General features: G+C 63.2%; 16 protein-coding genes. 6 read left to right on the plus strand and 10 right to left on the minus strand.

The genetic code is table 11. The features are described 5' to 3' along the window. Together INQ47_RS23045 and INQ47_RS23050 are read right to left on the minus strand one after the other, a co-directional pair. The gene (locus tag INQ47_RS23045) at positions 1–1,215 is read right to left on the minus strand and encodes an efflux RND transporter periplasmic adaptor subunit (protein ID WP_404702676.1); all 1,215 of its coding nucleotides are present in this window, start codon (positions 1,213–1,215) and stop codon (positions 1–3) included. Continuing rightward, entirely contained in the window at positions 1,208–2,461 is a 1,254-nt protein-coding gene (locus tag INQ47_RS23050; protein WP_404702677.1) for a TolC family protein, read from the minus strand. Before INQ47_RS23050 ends, INQ47_RS23045 begins: the two co-directional genes overlap by 8 nt. A 263-nt stretch (positions 2,462–2,724) precedes the next feature. Here INQ47_RS23050 and aroQ point away from each other — a divergent pair, with 263 nt between their 5' ends. Then, positions 2,725–3,174, plus strand: coding sequence for a type II 3-dehydroquinate dehydratase (aroQ, locus tag INQ47_RS23055; protein ID WP_021782820.1), 450 nt, complete (start codon positions 2,725–2,727; stop codon positions 3,172–3,174). Next, positions 3,171–4,019 carry a shikimate dehydrogenase gene (locus INQ47_RS23060; protein WP_252459781.1) on the plus strand — a complete coding sequence of 283 codons (849 nt, stop codon included), beginning with the start codon at positions 3,171–3,173 and terminating at the stop codon, positions 4,017–4,019. The genes aroQ and INQ47_RS23060 overlap by 4 nt, the downstream gene beginning before the upstream one ends. A 118-nt stretch (positions 4,020–4,137) precedes the next feature. Here INQ47_RS23060 and INQ47_RS23065 read toward each other — a convergent pair whose 3' ends face one another. Next, positions 4,138–4,653: a thioredoxin family protein gene (locus tag INQ47_RS23065; RefSeq protein ID WP_252459296.1), complete on the minus strand. Its 516-nt coding sequence runs from the start codon at positions 4,651–4,653 to the stop codon at positions 4,138–4,140. Positions 4,654–4,663: 10 nt separating this feature from the next. After that, positions 4,664–4,939, minus strand: a complete 276-nt coding sequence (locus tag INQ47_RS23070; protein WP_252459293.1) for a DUF2790 domain-containing protein — start codon at positions 4,937–4,939, stop codon at positions 4,664–4,666. Between the two features lie 220 nt (positions 4,940–5,159). On the opposite strand from INQ47_RS23070, the gene INQ47_RS23075 reads away from it, so the two are divergent. The 4 genes from INQ47_RS23075 to INQ47_RS23090 all read left to right on the plus strand — a co-directional run bounded on the left by INQ47_RS23075 (position 5,160) and on the right by INQ47_RS23090 (position 8,473). Continuing rightward, complete coding sequence (locus tag INQ47_RS23075; RefSeq protein WP_003250463.1) at positions 5,160–5,900, plus strand: response regulator; 741 nt, start codon at positions 5,160–5,162, stop codon at positions 5,898–5,900. Further along, on the plus strand, positions 5,897–7,183 hold the full coding sequence (locus INQ47_RS23080) for a sensor histidine kinase (protein WP_404702678.1): 1,287 nt from the start codon (positions 5,897–5,899) through the stop codon (positions 7,181–7,183). The genes INQ47_RS23075 and INQ47_RS23080 overlap by 4 nt, the downstream gene beginning before the upstream one ends. 169 nt (positions 7,184–7,352) lie before the next feature. Further along, positions 7,353–7,970, plus strand: a complete 618-nt coding sequence (locus INQ47_RS23085) for a ferric reductase-like transmembrane domain-containing protein (protein ID WP_404702679.1) — start codon at positions 7,353–7,355, stop codon at positions 7,968–7,970. Positions 7,971–7,984: 14 nt separating this feature from the next. After that, positions 7,985–8,473, plus strand: coding sequence for a DoxX family protein (locus INQ47_RS23090; protein ID WP_021782826.1), 489 nt, complete (start codon positions 7,985–7,987; stop codon positions 8,471–8,473). Between the two features lie 33 nt (positions 8,474–8,506). Here the strand turns inward: INQ47_RS23090 and INQ47_RS23095 are convergent, their stop codons facing one another. The 6 genes from INQ47_RS23095 to INQ47_RS23120 all read right to left on the minus strand — a co-directional run bounded on the left by INQ47_RS23095 (position 8,507) and on the right by INQ47_RS23120 (position 20,550). Continuing rightward, positions 8,507–9,202, minus strand: a complete 696-nt coding sequence (locus INQ47_RS23095) for a DUF2063 domain-containing protein (RefSeq protein WP_404702680.1) — start codon at positions 9,200–9,202, stop codon at positions 8,507–8,509. Beyond that, positions 9,195–10,028 carry a DUF692 domain-containing protein gene (locus INQ47_RS23100; RefSeq protein ID WP_404702681.1) on the minus strand — a complete coding sequence of 278 codons (834 nt, stop codon included), beginning with the start codon at positions 10,026–10,028 and terminating at the stop codon, positions 9,195–9,197. Before INQ47_RS23100 ends, INQ47_RS23095 begins: the two co-directional genes overlap by 8 nt. A 74-nt stretch (positions 10,029–10,102) precedes the next feature. Continuing rightward, positions 10,103–10,594 carry a hypothetical protein gene (locus INQ47_RS23105; protein WP_003250451.1) on the minus strand — a complete coding sequence of 164 codons (492 nt, stop codon included), beginning with the start codon at positions 10,592–10,594 and terminating at the stop codon, positions 10,103–10,105. A 173-nt stretch (positions 10,595–10,767) separates the two neighbouring features. Next, a complete protein-coding gene (locus tag INQ47_RS23110; RefSeq protein ID WP_252459286.1) occupies positions 10,768–11,310 on the minus strand; it encodes a DUF4174 domain-containing protein in 543 nt (180 codons plus the stop codon). A 227-nt stretch (positions 11,311–11,537) separates the two neighbouring features. After that, positions 11,538–16,031 (minus strand): NEL-type E3 ubiquitin ligase domain-containing protein, encoded by a 4,494-nt coding sequence (locus INQ47_RS23115; protein WP_404702682.1) that lies wholly within the window; start codon positions 16,029–16,031, stop codon positions 11,538–11,540. A gap of 97 nt (positions 16,032–16,128) precedes the next feature. Further along, positions 16,129–20,550: an NEL-type E3 ubiquitin ligase domain-containing protein gene (locus INQ47_RS23120; RefSeq protein ID WP_404702683.1), complete on the minus strand. Its 4,422-nt coding sequence runs from the start codon at positions 20,548–20,550 to the stop codon at positions 16,129–16,131. Positions 20,551–20,578: the final 28 nt, after the last annotated feature.

Here is a 20,578-nt window from a genome sequence, read left to right on the forward strand (position 1 = left end):
TCAGTGGCTGTGCTCGGCCGAGCCCTTGCCCAGTTCCGACTTGAGGACAAAGCTGCCAGCGGCCGCAACCTGAGTACCGGCGGCCAGGCCGCTGGTGATTTCAACCTGGCCAGCATCGCGACGGCCAGTCTTCACCGGGCGCGCCTCGAAGCCTTCCGCAGTGCGGGCAAACACCACGGTCTGCGCCTCCCAGGTTTGCAGGGCGCTTTCCGGCACCGCCACGGCGGCATCGAAGCGGTCGACGCTGACCGCTACATTGACGAACAGCCCGGGGCGCCAGGCGCCATTGGGATTGGCAAGTGTGGCGCGCACAGTGGCGGCGCGGTTCTGCTCGCCGAGCAGGCTGCCGACGTAATTGACCTTGCCCTGGACCTGGGCGCCCAGGTCCGGCGCACTGACCGTGACATCGCGGCCGGTTACCACCTTGTCCAGGTCACGAGGGGCCACAGCGAAGGTGGCCCACACCCGGCTCAGGTCGGACAGGGTGAACGCGTTGCTGGTCGCGTCGACCACCTCACCCACGGTCAGGTGCTTTTCCACGACGACCGCATCGAAGGGTGCGCGCAGTTCATAGCGGTTGCCGGCACCGGCCGGGCCCACCGCCGCGACCTTCTGCCGAGCGTTGGCCAGAGCGATCTCGGCCTCCTGCAGGGCCTGGCGCGCCTGCAGGTAATCCTGCTCGGCGCTGATTCGCTCCTGCCACAGCTGTTGCTCCCGCTGAAAGGTCAACCGCGCCAATTCCAGACGACGCTGGGCGGCCTGCTGTTCGCTGCGCAGGTCGGAGATCTGCTGGCTGGCAATCACCGCCAGTACCTGGCCGCGCCTGACCGCCTGGCCCAGCTCGGCTTGCACCGCTTCGACCACACCCGGCACGCGGGGTACCACATGTGCGGTGCGGTCCTCGTCAAAGCGGATCTCACCCGGGAAGCTGATGGCGGTGCCCAACTCACGGGGGCCAGCGGCAGCCAGTTGCACGCCAGCCGTTTCGATCTGGGCGACAGACAGGTGCAACTGGCCCTCTTCTTCGCCATGCCCCTCCTCTGCATGGCCTTCGGCGGCCTGCTCTGCAGCGTGGCCGTGGCTGTCTTGACCATGGTCGTCATGGGGGGCTTGAGCCTTGGACGCCTGGCCGAGGGTGCCGGTCCAGGCCAGGCCAGCGAGGCCAAGCGCCGCAACGGCAGTGGCCAGAAGGGCTAGCTTGCGTGGGTTAGTCATTGTTGCTCCTGCTATCGGGTTTGTTGCTCAGGCCATCGAGATCGCCGTAGATCCGCTCCACGTGTGCGCGGGCGTCGGTCGCCGAGGCCAGCGCCTGGAGGTACAGCCCGCGCGCCTCGATCAGCGTGCGCTGGGCGTCGAGTACATCGAGGAAAGCGAACTTGCCCATTTCAAAACCGCGGGTGGCGGTGTCCACGGCCTGCTGCGCAGCCGGCAGGATGGTGCGGTCATAGGCTTCAACGTCCTGCATCGCCGTCTCCCACTGGCTGATGGCGCTACGGGTTTCACTGCGCAGTCGCAGGTCCACGGCATTGCGCAGGTCGCGCGCCTGGTCGGCACGGCGCGCAGCCGCCAGGACATTGCCCTGGTTGCGGTCGAACAGCGGCAACGGCATGGACAGGCCAACCACGTTCACCCGCTCCCGGTCTTCGCGGCTGTACTGGCTGCCAAGGCTGACGGTGAGGTTGGGGATACGCTGGGCTTTCTCCGAACCCAGGGACGCATCGCCGCGCTCGACCTGGGCAGCGGCCAGGCGCCATTCAACGGTCTGTTCGACCTGTTCAAGCAAGGTGTCGGCACCCGGCGCGATGCCTGGCGAAAGGTTGGCCGCCTGTAACCGGTCGAAGCTTGCCAGCGGGCTGCCCGTCAACCGGGCCAAGGCCTGGTAGGCCACGCTGCGCTGGGTTTTCGCGCGGCGCACTTCGGTCTGGGCCTGGGCCAGTTGCACCTGGGCACGGGTGGCCTCCACCGGTGATGACTGGCCTGCCGTAACCCGCCCTTGCACCACCCGCAGGCCGCGTTCAGTCAATGCCTGCGACTGCTGCGCCAGCTCCAGCGCGGTCTGCGCACGCAAGGCAGCGTGAAAAGCCTGCACCACATCGGCCCGCAGGGCGTTGCGCTGGCGCTCCAGGTCGAGCTGGGCAATGGCCTGGCCGGCCCCCGCCACGGCGAGGCGTGCGCCGCGCTTCCCGCCCAGTTCCAGCGGCTGGCTGAGGGTGACGGTGGTAGTGCTGGTGTCGCGACGGGTGTCCTCGACCTCCCAGGCCAGCTCCGGGTTGGGGATCAGCCCGGCCTGGCGCCGTTCGCCATCGGCAATGCCAATTTCACGGCCGGCTGCAGCCAGCTCCGGGTTCTGGGCAAAAGCGGCGGCAAGCGCCTGGGGCAGGCTCAGCATTTGGCTGGCCTGGACGCTGGTTGCACTGGCCAGCAACAGCCAGAGCAAGGCGATCTTGCGGGGGATGGGCACGACACAGGTCCTCTCGGCGAAGCGTTGGCGAAGGACTGTAGAAAGGGCCGGTTATCGGGGCGGTGGCGGCAAGATTACAATTTTGTAATGACGTGCTGCGGTCCTTTGCAGGCGCAGCCCTGTGCTGCTGGGTACAGGACGGTGAACGCCCAAGAAGTTCGATAATCGCCCACTTTCCCGGTGCGACGATCTTGTCCAATTGACGGAACTAACCAGTCAGTACAAAACTACGTGCATTCAACAACAACAAAGCGATGCCCGTCATGAAGCCCCTTATTCTCGTGCTCAACGGCCCCAACCTGAACATGCTGGGCACCCGCGAGCCTGCCCAGTACGGCCACGAAACCCTCGCTGACCTGGCTCAGGGATGTGCCGACACTGCCCACGCCCACGGCCTGGAAATCGAGTTTCGCCAAACCAACCACGAAGGCGAACTGATCGACTGGATCCACGCTGCCCGTGGCCGCTGCGCCGGCATCGTGATCAACCCCGGCGCCTGGACGCACACCTCGGTCGCCATCCGCGATGCCCTGGTGGCCAGCGAACTGCCGGTGATCGAGGTGCACCTGTCCAATGTGCACAAACGCGAGCCGTTCCGTCACTTGTCGTTCGTATCGTCCATCGCCGTCGGTGTCATCTGCGGCCTGGGCAGCCACGGCTACCGCATGGCGCTGAGCCACTTCGCCGAGTTGCTGCAGGAGCGTACAGCATGAGCCAGCAAGCCATCCTCGCCGGCCTGATCGGCCGCGGCATCCAACTGTCACGTACGCCGGCCCTGCACGAACACGAAGGCGACGCCCAGGCCCTGCGCTACTTGTACCGGCTGATCGACGCCGACCAGCTGCAACTGGACGACAGCGCCCTACCCGGCCTGCTCGAAGCCGCGCAACATACCGGTTTCACCGGGCTGAACATTACCTACCCGTTCAAGCAGGCGATCCTGCCGTTGCTCGACGAACTGTCCGACGAGGCCCGCGGTATCGGCGCGGTAAACACCGTGGTGCTCAAGGACGGCAAGCGCGTCGGCCACAACACCGACTGCCTGGGCTTTGCCGAAGGCTTGCGCCGTGGCCTGCCCGGTGTGGCACGGCGCCAGGTGGTGCAGATGGGTGCCGGTGGCGCTGGCTCGGCCGTGGCCCATGCCCTGCTGGGTGAAGGGGTAGAGCGGCTGGTGCTGTTCGAAGTGGACGCAGCCCGTGCGCAGGCGCTGGTGGATAACCTGAACGGCCATTTCGGCGCAGGGCGCGCCGTGCTTGGCACCGACCTGGCCACAGCCCTGGCCGAGGCGGACGGGCTAGTGAACACCACGCCAGTGGGCATGGCCAAGCTACCGGGCACGCCACTGCCGGTGGAGTTGCTGCATGCCCGCCTGTGGGTGGCCGAGATCATCTACTTCCCGCTGGAGACCGAACTGCTGCGCGCGGCCCGGGCACTGGGCTGCCGCACGCTGGATGGCAGCAACATGGCGGTGTTCCAGGCGGTGAAGGCATTCGAGCTGTTCAGCGGACGGCAGGCGGATGCGGCGCGGATGCAGGCGCACTTTGCCAGTTTCACCTGATAGAAAAGTGTTGGCTTCTTCGCGGGCACGCCCGCTCCCACAGGTACTGCGCAAACGTTACTGATTGCACGCTCCCTGTGGGGGCGGGCATGCCCGCGAAGAGTCCGGTACAGGAGAATCACTCTTTTTCATCCAGCAAAGCCTGTATCACCTGTTCCTGCCCGCCATAATCCCCCTCGCCAAAGTGCACATGGCGCACCTGCCCCTTGCGGTCGACAAAGTAATGCGCCGGCCAGAACTGGTTGCCCCAGGCATTCCACACCTTGTAGTCGTTATCTACCGCCACCGGATACCCGATACCCAACCGGGCAACCTTGTCCCGCAAAGTGCCGACATCATGCTCGTAGTCGTACTCGGGTGTGTGCACTCCTACCACCACCAGCCCTTGATCGGCATAGCGCCGCGCCCACTCATTCACATGCGGCAGGCTGCGCCGGCAGTTGATGCAGTCCCAGGTCCAGAAGTCCACCAGCACCACTTTGCCCTTGAGCCCCGGGGCATCCAGCGGCGCCGAATTCAACCACTGGCTGGCGCCGGACAGCGACGGCATGGCGCCGTAGCTGTCGCGGGCCTTCAGGTGCCCAGCCAATCCAAGCCCCATCAGCGCCAGCGCAAAACCGCCTGCCTTGAGCATCCGGCGGCGATCAGTTGTCATGGCAACCGCCCGTGGCGTAGGTGCGGTACTGCACGCTCTGCGCCTGGCCATGGGAGTCAAGGTAGTCCATTCGGGTATTCACCAGGCCACAGGCGTTGCTCTGATCATCCTGCACCGACAGCACTTTCTTCACATCCAGAGGCTCACCGTAGCGGTACTGCATGACCCCGCCATCCTGCATCGGGGCAGTGGCGGCCTGGGCAGCGATGGCGCCGAAGCTGAGCACGGCGAACAGGCTGGCGCTGGCGATAGTCTTGACGTTCATGGCATCTCTCCTAGGTAACACTTGGGGGTGGGGAGTGTTGCTCCCCGGTCGAGAGCCATTTCACGCCTGCCAGGTATCGCGCATGTGTCGCCCAACGTTGTGATGTGCTTCCTGCTGTATCCCTGCCCGTGCCAGATACACTGCAATACAAACTCCCGCAGGCAAGGGCGAACGCGCTCGGTACACTGCGCCCAACCCCCTTTGCACAGGAACCCAGCGCATGGAACACGTCGATCACATCCTGATCGTCGACGACGACCGCGAGATCCGCGAACTGGTCGGCAACTACCTGAAGAAGAACGGCCTGCGCACCAGCATCGTCGCCGACGGCCGGCAGATGCGCGCCTTTCTCGAAGCCAACAGCGTCGACCTGATCGTGCTCGACATCATGATGCCCGGCGACGACGGTCTGCTGTTGTGCCGCGAGCTGCGCGCCGGCAAGCACCGCAACACGCCGGTGTTGATGCTGACCGCCCGCAATGACGAAACCGACCGCATCATCGGCCTGGAAATGGGCGCCGACGATTACCTGACCAAACCGTTCTCGGCCCGCGAACTGCTCGCCCGCATCAACGCCGTGCTGCGCCGCACACGCATGCTGCCACCCAACCTGACCATCAGTGAAAGCAGCCGCCTGCTGGGTTTCGGTCAATGGCGCCTGGACACCACCGCGCGCCACCTGCTCGACAGCGAAGGCACCCTGGTGGCCCTGAGCGGCGCCGAATACCGCCTGCTGCGGGTGTTCCTCGACCACCCGCAGCGGGTGCTCAGCCGTGAACAGCTGCTTAACCTGACCCAGGGCCGCGAAGCCGACATCTTCGACCGCTCCATCGACTTGCTGGTCAGCCGCCTGCGCCAGCGCCTGGGTGACGATGCCCGCGAGCCCAGCTGCATCAAGACCGTGCGCAGCGAGGGCTACGTGTTCTCGCTGCCGGTGCAACTGCTCGAGTCCCCCTCATGAAATGGCCACGCACCCTGGCCTCGCGCCTGGCACTGATCTTCTTCACCGGCCTGGTGTTGGCCTATGGTCTGTCGTTTGGCCTGCAGGCCTACGAGCGCTATATCAGCAGCCGCTCGATGATGCTCAGCAACCTCGAGCAGGACGTGGCGACCTCGGTTGCCATCCTTGACCGCCTGCCCGCAGCCGAGCGTGCCGCCTGGCTGCCGCGCCTGGAACGGCGCACCTATCGCTATCGCCTCGACCAAGGCCTGGCCGGCGAAGCGATGCCGAGCAGTGACCCACCGATGGCCGCCGCGTCGATCGTCAAGGCCATTGGCAGCGACTACCGCCTGACCTTTCTGGAAATCCCTGGGCCCAATGCACATTTCCAGGCACATCTGAACCTGGCCGACGGCGCGCCCCTGACCATCGACGTGACGCCAGCACCGGTCCCGGTAGCCCGATGGTTGCCCGTGGTGCTGCTGATTCAGCTCGCTGTGCTGTTGTTGTGTACCTGGCTGGCCGTACGCCTGGCCATCGGCCCGCTAACCCGTCTGGCCCAGGCCGTGGACAACCTCGACCCGGACCAGCCCGGCGTGCAACTGGATGAAAGCGGCCCACGCGAAGTGCGCTACGCTGCCGTGGCCTTTAACGCCCTGCAGGCGCGCATTGCTGCCCACCTCAAGGAACGCATGCAGTTGCTGGCGGCCATTTCCCACGACCTGCAAACACCGATCACTCGCATGAAGTTGCGGGTCGAAGTGATGGATGAGGGGGTCGAAAGGGACAAGTTCTGGAACGACCTGGATGAAATGGAACACCTGGTGCGCGAAGGCGTGGCGTATGCCCGCAGCATGGACAGCAGCACCGAAGCGACATGCCGGGTCAACCTTGATGCCTTTCTCGACAGCCTGGTATTCGACTACCAGGACAGCGGCGCCCAGGTCGAACGCCACGGCAACAGCGGTACCCTGCTGGAAACCCGCCCGCATGCGCTGCGTCGGGTACTGGTGAACCTGGTCGACAATGCCCTGAAGTTTGCAGGTGCTGCCGAGCTGCATGTGTCCTGCGAGGGCAGTACCACCATCATCCGCGTGCTCGACAACGGGCCAGGGATACCCGGTGACGAGCTGGATGAAGTGCTCAAGCCGTTCTACCGGGTGGAAGGTTCACGCAATCGCAGCACGGGTGGCACCGGCTTGGGACTGGCCATTGCCCACCAGCTGATCCAGGCCATGGGGGGGCGGCTGACACTGAGCAACCGCGAACAGGGCGGATTGTGCGCGCAGATCGAACTCACCTGAAGTGCATCTGCGATCGTTGGCAGGAACGGCCTTGGATCTCGATCGGGCCGCTCCTGTAAAAAGCGAGGTCGCCTCTACAAACAGATACACAACTGCATCCCCCTGACACACTGCAGATACCCCGCCTCGAGACACTCCCGGTCACACAACCACACCCCGGGAGACCCTCATGAAAGCCTTCACCTTGCCCTCCGGCTGGAAGCTGTTCGCCGCCCTTGCCGGCCTGACCCTGGCGATGAGCGCCGTGGTCCTGGCCAGCCAACCTGACCCGGACGGCTTGCGCAGTGCCATTCGTGCCACCGCACGCAGCTCGTTCGCACTGTTCTTGCTGGCGTTCCTGGCCTCGTCGCTGGTGACCTTGCTGCCTGGCACCTCAAGCCGCCGCATCCTTCAGGAGCGACGCTACCTGGGGTTGGCATTCGCGTTCTCCCACACCGTGCATGGCGTGCTGATTTATCGCTACGCCCAGCAGTTCCCCGAACTGTTCTGGGCAGGCCGCACGCTCACGTCCAGCCTGCCCGGTACGGTCGGCTACCTGTTCTTGCTGCTGCTCACCGCCACCTCGTTCAAGGCGCCCATGCGGCTGTTGGGCGGCCGTGCCTGGCAAGCGCTGCACAGCAGCGGCATGTGGGTACTGGCTGGGGTGTTCTGCCTGTCGTTCTACAAACGCATCCCCATGGGGGGCTGGTACCCGCTGGCGTTCGCCCTGATGTTCAGCGCCATCGCCATCAAGCTCACCGCCAAAGTGGCCCGTAAACAACGCCGCAGCACCCGCGCCCTTGCCTGAAGAGAGCACCGCACATGACGACCTTGACCCGTACCCTGACCACCGTTGATCGCATCGGCAGCTGGAGCGCCGACTTGCCATTACGGGTATTTCTGGCCTGGGAGTTTTTCGAATCCGGCCTGGAGAAATTCAACGGCAGCAACTGGTTCGCCGACCTGCAGTCCAGCTTCCCGTTCCCCTTCAACCTGCTGCCCGCAGAGCTGAACTGGCAGCTGTCGATGTGGGCCGAGTTAGTACTGCCGTTGCTGCTGTTGCTGGGCTTGGGTACCCGGCTGGCATCGCTGGGTTTGATGGTGGTGACCGTTGTAGCGATAGCGGCAGTGCACTGGCCGGCGCACTGGTCGGGCCTGGCGGAGCTGGCCCAAGGCTATGCCATTACCGACCAGGGCTTCGGCAATTACAAATTGCCGCTGATCTACCTGATAGCGTTGCTGCCACTGCTACTCAAGGGCGCCGGGCGCCTTAGCCTCGATCATTGGCTTGGCACGCGGTTCGGCAGATAAGGACCGGGGGCTGCTGCGCAGCCCCCAATGCCTTCAAACGGTTCCGACAATGACACCCTGCTCGCGCAATGCCTGCAACAATGCCAACCCTTGCTGCACATCCCCGCCCAATGCCTGCAGCCGCTCTCTTCCAGTCCCCTGCTCCGCCAGCAACCGATACGCCATAGGGGCCAACCGGGCAAAGCGCACCTGCAACCGGGCATCGCGATAAACCAGCAGCAAGGTAGGCGACGCCGGGGTAGCCGTTGGCTGGTAGTCCACGCCAATGCTGTCCACCGGCCAACGATAGGCCAACACGCGCGCCACACAAGACAACAACGGCTGCCCATCCAGCAGGTCACCATCAGGGTCATGCACCGGGTCCTCGGCGTCGCTCAGGTACAGCTGCGCCTCGACCCACTCATAATGCGCCAGCTCCAACTGCCAAGGGGTGTCCAGCGCCACACCTTGCAAGTAGTCGACGAACGTTTCGGCAACTTCGGTAAACAACGGCGTCTGGCAACGGTAACTGGCGTAGAAATCACCTACTCGCGCATGCCAGCGCTGCTCGCCCAACGCCTGGCGCATGACCGGGAAGCTGCCAGCCAGCAAGCCTTCGATGGCGCCATAGAACAATTCGCGGTAAACCCTCAGGCGGCGGGCCTCGACGCCGGGCGGCGGGGCATGGCGCTGCGGGTCGCGCAGGTGACGGGCCAAGGCATACTGCTGCGCACGCAAGGTCTCATTCATCTGCTTGCCCTCCGGCAGCGCATTGCACAGCACGCATACGCGCCGTCTCGGCCAACAGTTCGGCCAAGGGCGGGTAGTTGAAATCACGCTCCAGCACCGTCGGCCGTACGCCGAAGCGCGCACAAGCGGTGGCGTACAGCGTCCAGACATCTTCCTTCACGGCGGCCCCGTGGGTATCCACTTTGAGGTCCGGCGCTTCATCGTAATGCCCGGCAACGTGCATCCCGGCCACGCGCGCCTGGGGCAGGCCTGCAAGGAATTGCCGGGCGTCGTAACCATGGTTGCAGGCGTTGACATAGACGTTGTTGACGTCCAGCAGCAGGTCACAATCGGCTTCATCAAGCACCGCCCGGATGAAGTCGAGTTCGCTCATCGCCTGATACGGCGCGGCATAGTAGCTGATGTTCTCCACGGCAATGCGCCGCTCCAGCTGCTCCTGAGCCTGGCGTATGCGCGCGGCCACATGGCGTACGGCTTCATCGGTGAACGGGATGGGCATCAGGTCGTACAGGTGCCCGTCATCACTGCAATAGCTCAGGTGCTCGCTGTACAGTCGCACCTGGTATCGGTCGAGAAACTGCCGGGTCTGCTCAAGAAAATGGCGGTCCAGCGGCGCGCTGCCACCCAGCGATAAAGACAGCCCATGACAGGTGACAGGAAAGCGCTCCGCCAGCTGGGCCAGGCCCTTGCCGTAGGCGCCACCCACGGCAATCCAGTTTTCCGGCGCGCACTCCAGAAAGTCCACTGCATCCGCCTCCATGGCCAGCAGTTCCGGCAACAGGCCGCGACGCAGGCCTAGCCCGATGTTCAACATTGCGGGAAACATAAAAGCTCTCCAACAGGCACAACGCCCCACCTGGCCAGCAGGAGGAGCGTTGTGGCGTTTCATGAGGTAGAAAGTCAGGGCTTGCCGGTCAGGTGGCTGAACAAGCCATCAGGCATGGCCTTGCCATTGGCCTGATAAATCGCCTTGAGGTGATCCGCCGCTTCCTGCTCGGAGATGAAACCGTCATGGTTGCGGTCGATCGTGTCGAAATCACGGGCACGGTCCTTGGCCACCGCCAAAAACTCATCGCGCGAGACCTTGCCATCGTGATTGCTGTCGGTTTTGGCGAACGAGGCGTCGCCACACTTGCCTTCACCACACTTGCCCTCAGCCCCGGCCTTGGCGCCGGCGCCGCATTTACCCTCACCGCACTTGCCTTCGCTTTGGGAAGCCTTGCCACTGCCGCCGCACTTGCCTTCACCGCACTTGCCCTCGCCGGCCACTTTGGCCGAAGCCAGTTGGTAACCTTGGGCCAGCGGCTCGACGGCGAACGCACTGTTGCTCAATGCCATGCTGCCGATCAGGGCGGCGCCGAGCAAGCCGAGGGTGTTTTTTGCTTGAGTCATGATGCAGCTCCACTGGGTTGGAAAGTGGAGCCATTAGGCCGTTGCGGTTTGTCGGGGATGTATCGTGCCAGGCGCGCTTTTGTATGGCAGTAGGTCTGCAGCACAGGCAGATACAGTGCGATACACACCACCCGGCAACGGGCCCCAAGGTGCCCTGGGGCCATGAGCCGTGTTTAGTCTTCCAGCGGTTTGGGCGGGGCTGCGGGCTTGGCCGGCTTGCTGTCCTTGGCCTTGGCTTGCGGGGTCGCCGCTACGGGCTCGGGCGCCGCCAGTGCCTTTTCACTGGCGGGCAGTTCATCGACCGCCTTGAAGATCACCTGCGGGTCGATGGCCTCGCCGCTGTCGTCGTCCTTGAGCATGTGCCGCTCACCGTCCTTGCCCACCAGAATCACCTTGGTACCCTTGCTCGCACCCAGCTTCAGCTCCCGAATCAGGGCCATTGTGGTCTGCTGCTCGAGGTTCTTGTCCTCTCGCTTGCCCATCATGTTGGCGACGCTGTACAGGACAAGGTTGCGCTCCTTGAACGCAGCCTGAGTGGCCGGGTCCTCGAGCGCCTTGTTCAACCCTCGCAACGTCGGGTCGGCACTGCTGGGAGCGATAACCACCAATGGTCTGGCCTTGCCCAGTTCCTTGGCTAGAGGCGCATCACTGTCTGCGGCAAACAGGGGGCCGGCAACAGCAAGCAAGGTTGCGAGGGTCAGTGACCGGACAAGCATGCGTATCTCCTTATTGTCTCGATATACCAATGACTACAGATCACGGAGAAAAATCCGACAGGGAGCCTAAACCACTTCGTTCCAGAGCGGGGTGTGCAAAAGTAACTGTCGATTTCCGAGCCACCTGAAGCCAAGACTACGGCGCTGGTAGAACTACTGTCAGCTTGATTGAGCATAGCCCAAAGCCGCTGTGGCAGGGCCAGGCGAGCCCTTGCCCTGAACGCATGTCAACGCACATCGATCGATGGCCCCTTGGGTCCCACTTCCATCGCTTGAATCGTCAGATCCAGCATCAGCCCTCTGCGTGCAGCGCGCTGCGCATCACGAATGGCATCCGCCTGGTCGATCCTGGCCCCTTCGCTCAGCGCTTCGTCGTCAAGCACCCTTTCGAGTTGCCTTCTGAACGGCAGGTCGACCGCAGCGAATCGTTCAGGATGAGAACGCTCCAGGTGCGCCTGCCAGAATTCACGGTCAACCATGGAGCGGGCAATCTCTTCCGGCGTTTCCGCATCCCGCACCGCAGCCTCTGCTTCTGCCAGGTCCGCATCCAAGACGCCTGAGATCGCAAGAAAGCTCATTTCTCCCACCTGCAGCGGCAAGTCGAGACGCTCCCTCAGCCCGACCCTGAAAGCCAACCCCACCTCGCTTCCTTCCAGCGTCCTGCCATGCTGTAGCGCCCATCGGGTAGCGAACATGTCGACTGCATCCTGGCGCCATAAACGTCTGCCCAGGTCTAGCAAAGCACGTTCGCTTTCTCCCTGAGCCGCGTGCTCAACCTGCCAAACCAGCAAGTTCAGTTCAAGGTTGCTCAAGCACCAGGTTGCACCATCCTGGCACCCCCACTCATCATTTGCCACTGACAGCAAGTTCTGCCGCAGCTCTGGCGTAATGGCCATCGCTTGCAATACCGCCATGACCCGATTGCCCAGTGCACGCGCGTTGACACGAAAGTCTTCGGACAACAACAACTGGCGAAGCACCCGGAAGAAACGCTCGGCGTCCTGCCCTGAATCCAGCGAGTCCCAGGCAGCAAGCATCAAGCCGCGATGCTCCGGGGCCACGGCATCCCCCCATACTTCACGCGCGTGCTGCAGCCGCAGAAGCACTTGCTCCTCGTCGAGGGCCGGATCAACGCTACTCAACGAAGCCTGCAAGCGTAACGTCTGGGCCTCGCCCAAGGGGTTCGCATTCAAGCGGAACCGCCGCTGCTGCCACACGGGCAACTGGTAGAAACCCTCTGGAATGTGCCTGATCCGGTTATCCCGCAAGTCAACGGATACCAACTGAGCGTTGTCGAACACGCCCAGTGGAAACTGCGAGATCTGTGTGTCGCGCAAGTTCAGCCAACGCAATTCAGCCAAACCCGCCAACGTGAACCTGCTCCCCAGGGGGTTGTAGGACAGGTCGAGAGACTGCAGGCTCGTGCAACTGGCCAGCGTGGCGGTTTGTGCAATGTTCAGGACGATCCGGTTGTTGGTCAGGCTCAGATGCCGCAGCTGCGCTATCTGCAGCAACGGCTGAGGAAGGCGCGTCAACAGGTTCCCACCCAGATCGAGGGTTTGCAGGTTAGGGAAGGCCAGCAGCAGGCTGCTGGGCACCTCCAGAAGGTCAAGGTGTAGCAGCGACAGGCTGGTCACACCTCTGAAGCTGACCTGTGCGGGTATGTTGGGCAAGCCGCTCGATCTGAAATTGCAGAACATGACATGGAGGTTTTCCTGTGCATTGATTTGCAGTTCCCCCACGCCTACCGACCGCCGCCAGCAATTGAACAACGTCTGGCGTAAAGCCTCTCGGTCTTCCCTGACATCGCCCTGCCCTCGTGCCACCCAGGTATTCAATGTGGCGCGAAGGACTGCGAACTCATTGCGAAGGTCAGCCAGTACGTGTTCAATCTGATGCCCTGAACGCCTGGCGTCATCGGCGAAGGTCTCGACCTGCTCATCACTCAACCACGGAAAGAGATCACGCAGCGTTGCCCTCAGGGCACTGCCCCTTGATGCGAAACCACCTACTCCGCCACCACCCAACGGGTAGCCAATACGCCCATCGGCCAAGCGCATGGGCCCTCGGACAGCACCTGGGCGTACCGCGCCAAGCAAACGGCTGATCTCATCACGATGGCGTACCGCTTCGCGCGCCAGCATCACCCTGAGGTTGTGCGCGAATGGATCGCCGATCCCCATCGCCTGCCGTTGCCCTTCGGTATAGGCTGGCGCCATGACGTCGAACAACTCACCTGCCTCACCCAGCGCCGTGCCCTGGCTGTCATGCAGTTGAAACCTGCCGTTCAGGTGTACCAGATCGAACGCTCGCGGCCCTTGCTCAGTCTTCGCCAGCATCGGCCCGCCCAGGCTACCTTCGTACAGACGCCAGCACACACCTTGGTCGCCTCCGGGTAGATACCGCAGCAAGCCCAAGGCCACCCGTGCCAGGTCTGCTTGCTGCGGGGTATCAAGGTACAACGCTTCAAATACCCGAGCCTGGCGTGTCGCCAGCACACTGCCCCTTGCCGCCTCGGCCAGCCCCAATGCAACCCTGCCGCTGGACAGCAGCCGCGTGCGATCAATGCTGCTGGCGGCCTGTACCAGTGCTTGCGCAGTGCGCGCGCTCAGCCCCGGGAACACCCGACGCAGCGCCGCGCTGCCAGGGGTGTCGCTGGGCTGCAAGGCTTCGAAAAGGTGCTGCAGCAGTGTTCGGCGTTGCGTCCATGCCAGCGCGGCCAGTGCCTGACCTGTCAGGCCACTCGCGCCTGGCAAGCGCCGAGCGTGATCGAGCACTGTTGCATCTTCTACCGGCTCGCCGCTGCGCAGACGGCCAATCATGCTGCGGATGCGTTGATCAAGCCTGACCCGCTCCACACTGTCGATCATCCCGGGGCTCGGAGGCTGGGCGTGTACATGCAAGCCCCGCACATCGTCGCCATCAAGGCCATGGAACAGCAGAACCTGATCAATCTGTTCGTCATTCAGCCCATTGAAGGGCTCACCCAAACGCCGGAACATGCGGTATCTGTCAGTCCACCGAGCCGGTTGCTCGCTCCACAACCGCCAGGCACCTGCGCCATTGTGGCGCAGCAACGGCCCGTGGCCGTCGACTGGATACAACTGCCATTGATCATCACCTGCCTCGGTCACGCGATAGTGATGCCCGTCCATTTCGATCCAGGCCCGCCCATCCTGACGCCGAATACCCAAGGCGTCCGGGCTTGAGGCGGCAACGGGTGCCTGGCTTTGAAACGGGGTCACGTCTTGTTGCCAGAGTTTCTCAGTACCGTCCTCCAGCCGCGCCGGCACCATGGCATCGACCTTCGCAGAGCGTGCCCAAACCCGTCGAGCCACACCCACCCCGGCGACCGTGGTCGCCAGCACGGCAAGGTCTGTCGCCACATGGGTCAAATGGTCGAGCGCCTCCTGGCGATCGCCTTCCTGCCAGGCCTCGACGCCATGGTAGACCTCGCCCAGCAGTTCGCAGGCCGTCACGGCCAGCAGCGCCAGGCCAACCCCAGGCACAAAGAAACTGGCCAGGTTGAGCAGCGCCCAGCCTTCGGCTGCAAGGCGCAGGTCATGCTGGCGCTGAACCTCACGATCCAGCCTGGCCACAGGGACCGCGATCATCGCCGCATCCTCCTTGATCTGGTGGATACGTGCCTGCGCCAGGCTGATGAACAACGGCTGCGGGTAAGCCTGCAAACGCGGTTCGAGATCGCGAAAAGCCCAGCTCGGCAGATCATCGAAGCGCTCCGCGACCTGGGCAAAAAAAGCCTGGCTGTCACGCCGCAGCACGAAGCGGCTGAAGAAACGCTGATAGGCCTTGTCTCGCAAGCGGCGGCCCAGTTCGCGGTTCAGTTTGTCGAGGCTCTCGAACGCGCGCCAAGGCGAAAAAGGGTCCCCAGGCACGTAAAGCAACAGCCTACGCGTCGTGTTGAACAAAACGCCCTGCTCAACCACAACGAACACAGTCACCTGCTCAATCTGGCAGCCCAGCAAACTCAGTTGCCTGGCCTGCACAAGGTCGCCCGCCAAGCGCGGCAGCTCACCCTTCTCGCACACAGCCACCATCACATTGAGTTCGCTGGCATCCAGCGTTCCCTCCTGCCTGGCTTTGTAGGCGTCCACAAGCATGGTGTAGCGCGTGGCATCTACAAGCTGTGATACCAGGCGCTCGGCACTGCCAGCGGGCGTGAGGATGGCATCCAGATGACGTTGATAGCACTCACCCAGGTCCAGCTCACGACACAGTCCGGCAAACTCGATGCTCGTAGGGGGTTTGACCGTACCGTGGCGTGGAAGCAGCAATCGGTTACCGCGCGGCTGGCCACCTTCCTGCGCCTGGGCGGCCGTGAAGTTGCGCAATGCCACTTCGAGCAGCGGCCTTTCTTCATAGACCACGGCCGTCAGGTGCGCGCCCACTGGCTGACTGTTGATCACAGCTTCCCGGCGGCCTTCCAGAAACCTGAGCGAGTAAGGGTTACGGCCAAGCCCATAACGCTCGTCGAGGGCCTTCCCCAGGGCTGATGCGACGAAACTGTCGATGCCCTCGATACCTCGCAACACCGTGTTCACTTGCTCACAGCAGCGAAGGCTGTTTGCCAATGCCCGGCCGATCTCAGGCAGTTGCTCAGCAGGTGCATGACGCAACCAGGGTGGCAGGCGCCTGCCGATGATGCCGTCCTGGAAAGCGTCGATGGCGGCCTGCGCATCTGACGGCAAAGTGGTGTCCATAGCGGGGGCCTCTTCATGAAAAGAGGCCAGACTAAGTTGCCTGCTCCCCGCCAGGCGCTATATAGCTAATGCCTGCGTTCAGACAACCGCCAACCCGCTAGCGGAGCGGACGCTGCACCGTGTTCCGGTCCAGCGCCTCCAGCGTCAACTGCAGCAACACCGCATGCTCGCGTTGCTGATTGCGGATCTGCAGCCGCGCGATTTCCTCGTCCCGATTCCCCAGCGCCATCAGCCGTTCCAGCTCCGCGTGCATGGATTGGGGCACTTGCAAGCGAACCGCCGAGGCCTTGCGCAAGTAATCCTGCCAGAACCACTGGCGTGACAGGTAATCAGCAATGCCCTCCCGAGTCTGTCGCGCCAAGATCCTTTCACGGGCCAGGAGAAGGTCCTGATTACTCAAGGCAGGGATCCCTGCATAAAGCATTTCATCGGGTTGGGCAGGCAAGTCCAGAGACTTGCGCAAGCCGATTCGATAGGCCAAGGCGAATTCGATCGATTCAGCACCCGCCCCCACCCGATAAGCATGTTCAGCGGCAATTTGCTCAAGCACCGCCAACCGCCACATCCGGGCACCGAGCTTCAGCAAGGCACGTTCAGGCCGGGCAGATCCGCTGTGCCTCGTGCGCCATATCATCACTCGCAGTTCCAGGTCGGCGAAACGCGCGGTGGCATTATCCTGGCAACCGGTCGCAGCTGCGTGCTCGAACAGCTCTTGCCTGAGGGCATCATGCTCAGACATCGCCTGGAGCATGTCGAACACACGGGCCGCCAACGCGGATGCCGTCGATGAGAAACTGAAGGCGCCGGATTCTGTCAGCATCGACAGGGTATTGAAAAACTCTTCCGATTGCTCCTCGGCCTCCAGATGGGCCCACAGTGCCGCCATTTCATCTCGACGTTCGCCAGGCAACGCATCCAGAATGCGCAACCGGTAAGGCACGCGACTGGCCTCAAGCAAATGCCAGGTTGAAACCCCGTCATATGCTGCCCCCAGCGGATTGCCGGAAAGCTCGACCCTGCCCGAACGCCACAACTGCGACTGATGAAATCCCTCGGGCAGTTCAGAAATACGGTTGTCGCTGAGGTTCAGGGTGTGCAGTTCTGGCGCGTCCATCAGCCCGTAGGGGCACTCGGGTAACTGAGTGTTCGACAGGTAGAGGGCATTCAGCTCGATCATTGCCTGGACGGAAAATGCCCTGCGCAACGGGTTGTCCGAAAGGTTCAGGTACACCAGGGACCGGCAATCTGCCAAGACCAACGCCTGGCCTTGGTCGAGCGTGATCTGGTTACCAGACAAGTCGAGTACCTCCAGCCTCTGGACAAGCATCAGAGGCAATGGCAAACGCGTGAGTCGGCAGTTGGTGATTTCCAGGTTGCGCAAGTTGGGAAACGCCCGCAGAAACTCGTCCGGAACGTGCTCCACGCGCATGGCGCGCAAGGCCAGGATCGAGACGTGGGGAAAGCCCACTTGCGCGGGCAGGACCGGCAGCTGGCGCAAGCGGCTGATGGTCTGGGTCAGCATGAAGCGCCCGTCCTCCAGTGCTGCTTGCCCTTGCAATTCCGGCACAAGACAGCGCCAGCAGTTGATCAGCCCCTTTCTGAACTCACGCCGGGCGGCCAGTTCTGGTGACAGCAAGGCACTGCGTGCCCACTGGGTCAAGTGTCTCTTGAGCACCCCATATTGCTGCTCCAGCATAGATAACCTGGCCTGCGCGTCACTTGAGGCCAACCAGCGGCCGATCTGTTCGTCGGTAAAGGCCGGATACAGGTCTCGCAACCGGGCCTGAAGCGCCCTTGGCCTGTTTCGCCCTAACGCCCCCCAGAGCCTGCCGCCCGCCATGGGGTAACCAATCCGGCCATCAGCCAGACGTTGCGGCGCGAGAAACGAGCCGCTCGGCTGCTCCAGCCTGAGCAGATTCACCACAGTCTGGCGTTGGTCGAAAGCCAGGTTGGTCAGCGCCTGGCGCAGCGCAGGCACAAAGGGCTGGCCTTGACCGATGGCCGCTTGCGAGGCGCCGTCATAGGCTGCGGCCAAGGTCTCGAACAACTCGCCTGTCTCACCAATATCCGTTTGCGTTCGGGCACGCAGGCGGAACAGCCCATGACGATGAAGCACGTCAAATGTCTGCCCCGATCCCTCGACCGTCAACAACGGCTCGCCAGCATCACCGTCGAACAACCGCCACCCCGGCCCGCCAGCCCCCGGCACATGCACCAGCATATTCAAGACCACACGCGCCAGGTCGAGGTTTTGCGGCGTATCGATGCACAGCGCCTCATACACCCGCGCCATTCGGATTCGCGCAACCTGCAACCTTGCAGCCTCAGCCACCAGCAACGGCACGCGCCCCGTCTCACGTAAAAGCTGCAGGTCATCCTCGCTGGCATCGCGCAACACCTCATCAGCGGCCAAGCGGTGCAGGCTGGCAAAATTCTGTCGTAAGAGGCGGCCAGTGTCCGTGTCGGGATTCTGCTCCTCGTACATCGCCTGTAGCAGTTCTCGGCGCCCGGCCCACGCCACATCGGCCAACGCTGCCCCGTCCTTGCCGGCCGCCTGTGGAAGGCTCATGACCCGCTGCAGCAGTTGCGGGTCTGCGGTTACACCGCCCTCGCGCAAATGGTTGACCAACGTATCAATCCTGCCAGCGAGCCGCACGCGCGTGACGGTGTCGGCCAACGCTGCCTCCGGCGGTCGGCCATACACATGCCAAGCTCGCAGGTGCTGATCATCGAGGCCATGGATCGCCAGCGACCGGTCGATCTGCGCATCGTCAAGGTCGCTGAATGGCCCGCCCAGGCGGCGGAACAACTGGCGTGTGTCGCCCCACTCGGCGGGCTGCTCGCACCACAGCCGCCAGGCACCGGCCCCATTGTGACGCAGCGGCGGCGCATAGCCCTGATAAGGGAGCAATTGCCACTGTTCATCGTGGTCGTGCCAGGTCATCTCATACCAGTGGCCGTCCATGCTGATCCAGCGGCGCTCGCCCAGGCGGTGCATACCCTCCATGTCCGGCTCCGCCGTGTCTGGCGGGCTTTCGCAGCGATAGGGGCTGAGGTCTGCGTTCCACAGTTTTTCCTCACCGTTTTCCAGCTGCGCGGGCACCAGCTTGTCCACCACGCTCCAGGCGCGCCGGGCCGTGGCAACGACGGCAACGGTTGCCCCGACAGCCAGCAGCCCCTTGCCTACATTCAGCAGGTGCGCCAGTGCTGCATTGCGTTCGTTGTCCTGCCAGTCCCCTACAACCTGGAACGTCTGCTCAAGCAGTTCCCAGGCCATCACCCCCAGCAACACCGCGCCGATGCCCGGAACGAAGAACCCTGCAACACCCAACAGGGTCCAGCCTTCAGCGCGCAAACGGCGGGCGTGTTCGGCCTGGACCTCGCGATCAAGCAAGGCCACGGGCGGGGCGATGACCGCAGCATCGTCCTTGATCCGCGCAATCCAGTCGTCAGCAAGGTGTTCGAACAGTGGCAGGCGATAGGCAAAGGTCTGCTCATCGAGGTCGCGGGTTGCCCAGCCGGGCACGTCATCGAGGCGCTCACTGACGGCTGAGAAGAATCGCTGGCTATCGCGTCGGCGTACGAAGCGGCCGAAGAAACGCCGGTAGTCATCTTCGCGCAGGCGTTTGCCAAGCACCCGGCGGGCGTAATCTTCCAGGTCGCTGCGCACGCTCCAGGGGCCGTGCGGGTCACCCGGTACATAGACCAACACGCGCTTGCTGGTGTTGAACAACAGGCCCGCGTCGATTACGTCCAGCACAACGATCTGCTGCAAGCGGCAGCCGAACACCGCCAACTGTCGCACGCGAACCGATGCGCCTTCGAGCTTGCCGAGCGTGTCCTTGGTGCAGAGCGCCACCACCCACTGCAGTTCCTCTGCGCTCAATACGCCCTGCGCCTTGGCTTGCAGGGCATCCACCAGCATGCTGTAGCGTTGCCGGCATGTCAGCAATCCTCTGACTTCGGGCTGGAGTACCGAATCCAGATGCGCCTGGTATTTCTGCCCAAGATCCAGCGTTCGACACAACCTGGCGAAGCCCGGTGCAGACAGTTCACTACGCTTTGCGCCGCGCACATCGACCAGGCAATTGCCCTGTGGCTGGTCGCGCTGCTGTTCTGCGGTGAAATTGCCTAAGGCAGCCTCGAGCAGAGGGATGTCGTAGTAATCGCTGCCGACAACCGGAAGCCGACTGGTTACATAATGGATCGTGGGCGAGGTAAAGGTGTACCACTGGCGAAAGTACAGGCGATCGGCGTCAAGGCCGCCGTGTTCACCGAGTGCTTGCTGCAGCAAGGGCTGGGTAAATGCATTCAGGTTGCGTAGCCGCGCCAGCGCTGACGACAAGCCTGCGCGGCAGGCCAGCAGTTCAGGCAGCGCCTCGCTCAGCAAGGTGAATTCGGCCATGCTCAGCCGCTTCATCCAGGCCGGCAGCCGCTGTGCAATGTAGTGATCCTGGCATGCTTGTGCCATGGCAAGGGTATCGACCACAGCCGATGGTTGACTGCTATTGTTCTGCATCTCTGCCTCCGCGACGACATGGAGGACC

Origin of the sequence: Pseudomonas sp. 3HC3, assembly GCF_044904505.1 — a bacterium.
Classification (GTDB): domain Bacteria; phylum Pseudomonadota; class Gammaproteobacteria; order Pseudomonadales; family Pseudomonadaceae; genus Aquipseudomonas; species Aquipseudomonas putida_Y.

Coding starts and splice junctions, on each gene's coding strand:
- INQ47_RS23085 (WP_404702679.1), top strand. CDS start 7,353: ATGAAAGCCTTCACCTTGCCCTCCGGCTGGAAGCTGTTCGCCGCCCTT.
- INQ47_RS23060 (WP_252459781.1), top strand. CDS start 3,171: ATGAGCCAGCAAGCCATCCTCGCCGGCCTGATCGGCCGCGGCATCCAA.
- INQ47_RS23075 (WP_003250463.1), top strand. CDS start 5,160: ATGGAACACGTCGATCACATCCTGATCGTCGACGACGACCGCGAGATC.
- INQ47_RS23065 (WP_252459296.1), bottom strand. CDS start 4,653: ATGCTCAAGGCAGGCGGTTTTGCGCTGGCGCTGATGGGGCTTGGATTG.
- INQ47_RS23110 (WP_252459286.1), bottom strand. CDS start 11,310: ATGCTTGTCCGGTCACTGACCCTCGCAACCTTGCTTGCTGTTGCCGGC.
- INQ47_RS23115 (WP_404702682.1), bottom strand. CDS start 16,031: ATGGACACCACTTTGCCGTCAGATGCGCAGGCCGCCATCGACGCTTTC.
- INQ47_RS23100 (WP_404702681.1), bottom strand. CDS start 10,028: ATGTTTCCCGCAATGTTGAACATCGGGCTAGGCCTGCGTCGCGGCCTG.
- INQ47_RS23105 (WP_003250451.1), bottom strand. CDS start 10,594: ATGACTCAAGCAAAAAACACCCTCGGCTTGCTCGGCGCCGCCCTGATC.
- INQ47_RS23120 (WP_404702683.1), bottom strand. CDS start 20,550: ATGCAGAACAATAGCAGTCAACCATCGGCTGTGGTCGATACCCTTGCC.
- aroQ (WP_021782820.1), top strand. CDS start 2,725: ATGAAGCCCCTTATTCTCGTGCTCAACGGCCCCAACCTGAACATGCTG.
- INQ47_RS23090 (WP_021782826.1), top strand. CDS start 7,985: ATGACGACCTTGACCCGTACCCTGACCACCGTTGATCGCATCGGCAGC.
- INQ47_RS23070 (WP_252459293.1), bottom strand. CDS start 4,939: ATGAACGTCAAGACTATCGCCAGCGCCAGCCTGTTCGCCGTGCTCAGC.
- INQ47_RS23080 (WP_404702678.1), top strand. CDS start 5,897: ATGAAATGGCCACGCACCCTGGCCTCGCGCCTGGCACTGATCTTCTTC.
- INQ47_RS23045 (WP_404702676.1), bottom strand. CDS start 1,215: ATGACTAACCCACGCAAGCTAGCCCTTCTGGCCACTGCCGTTGCGGCG.
- INQ47_RS23095 (WP_404702680.1), bottom strand. CDS start 9,202: ATGAATGAGACCTTGCGTGCGCAGCAGTATGCCTTGGCCCGTCACCTG.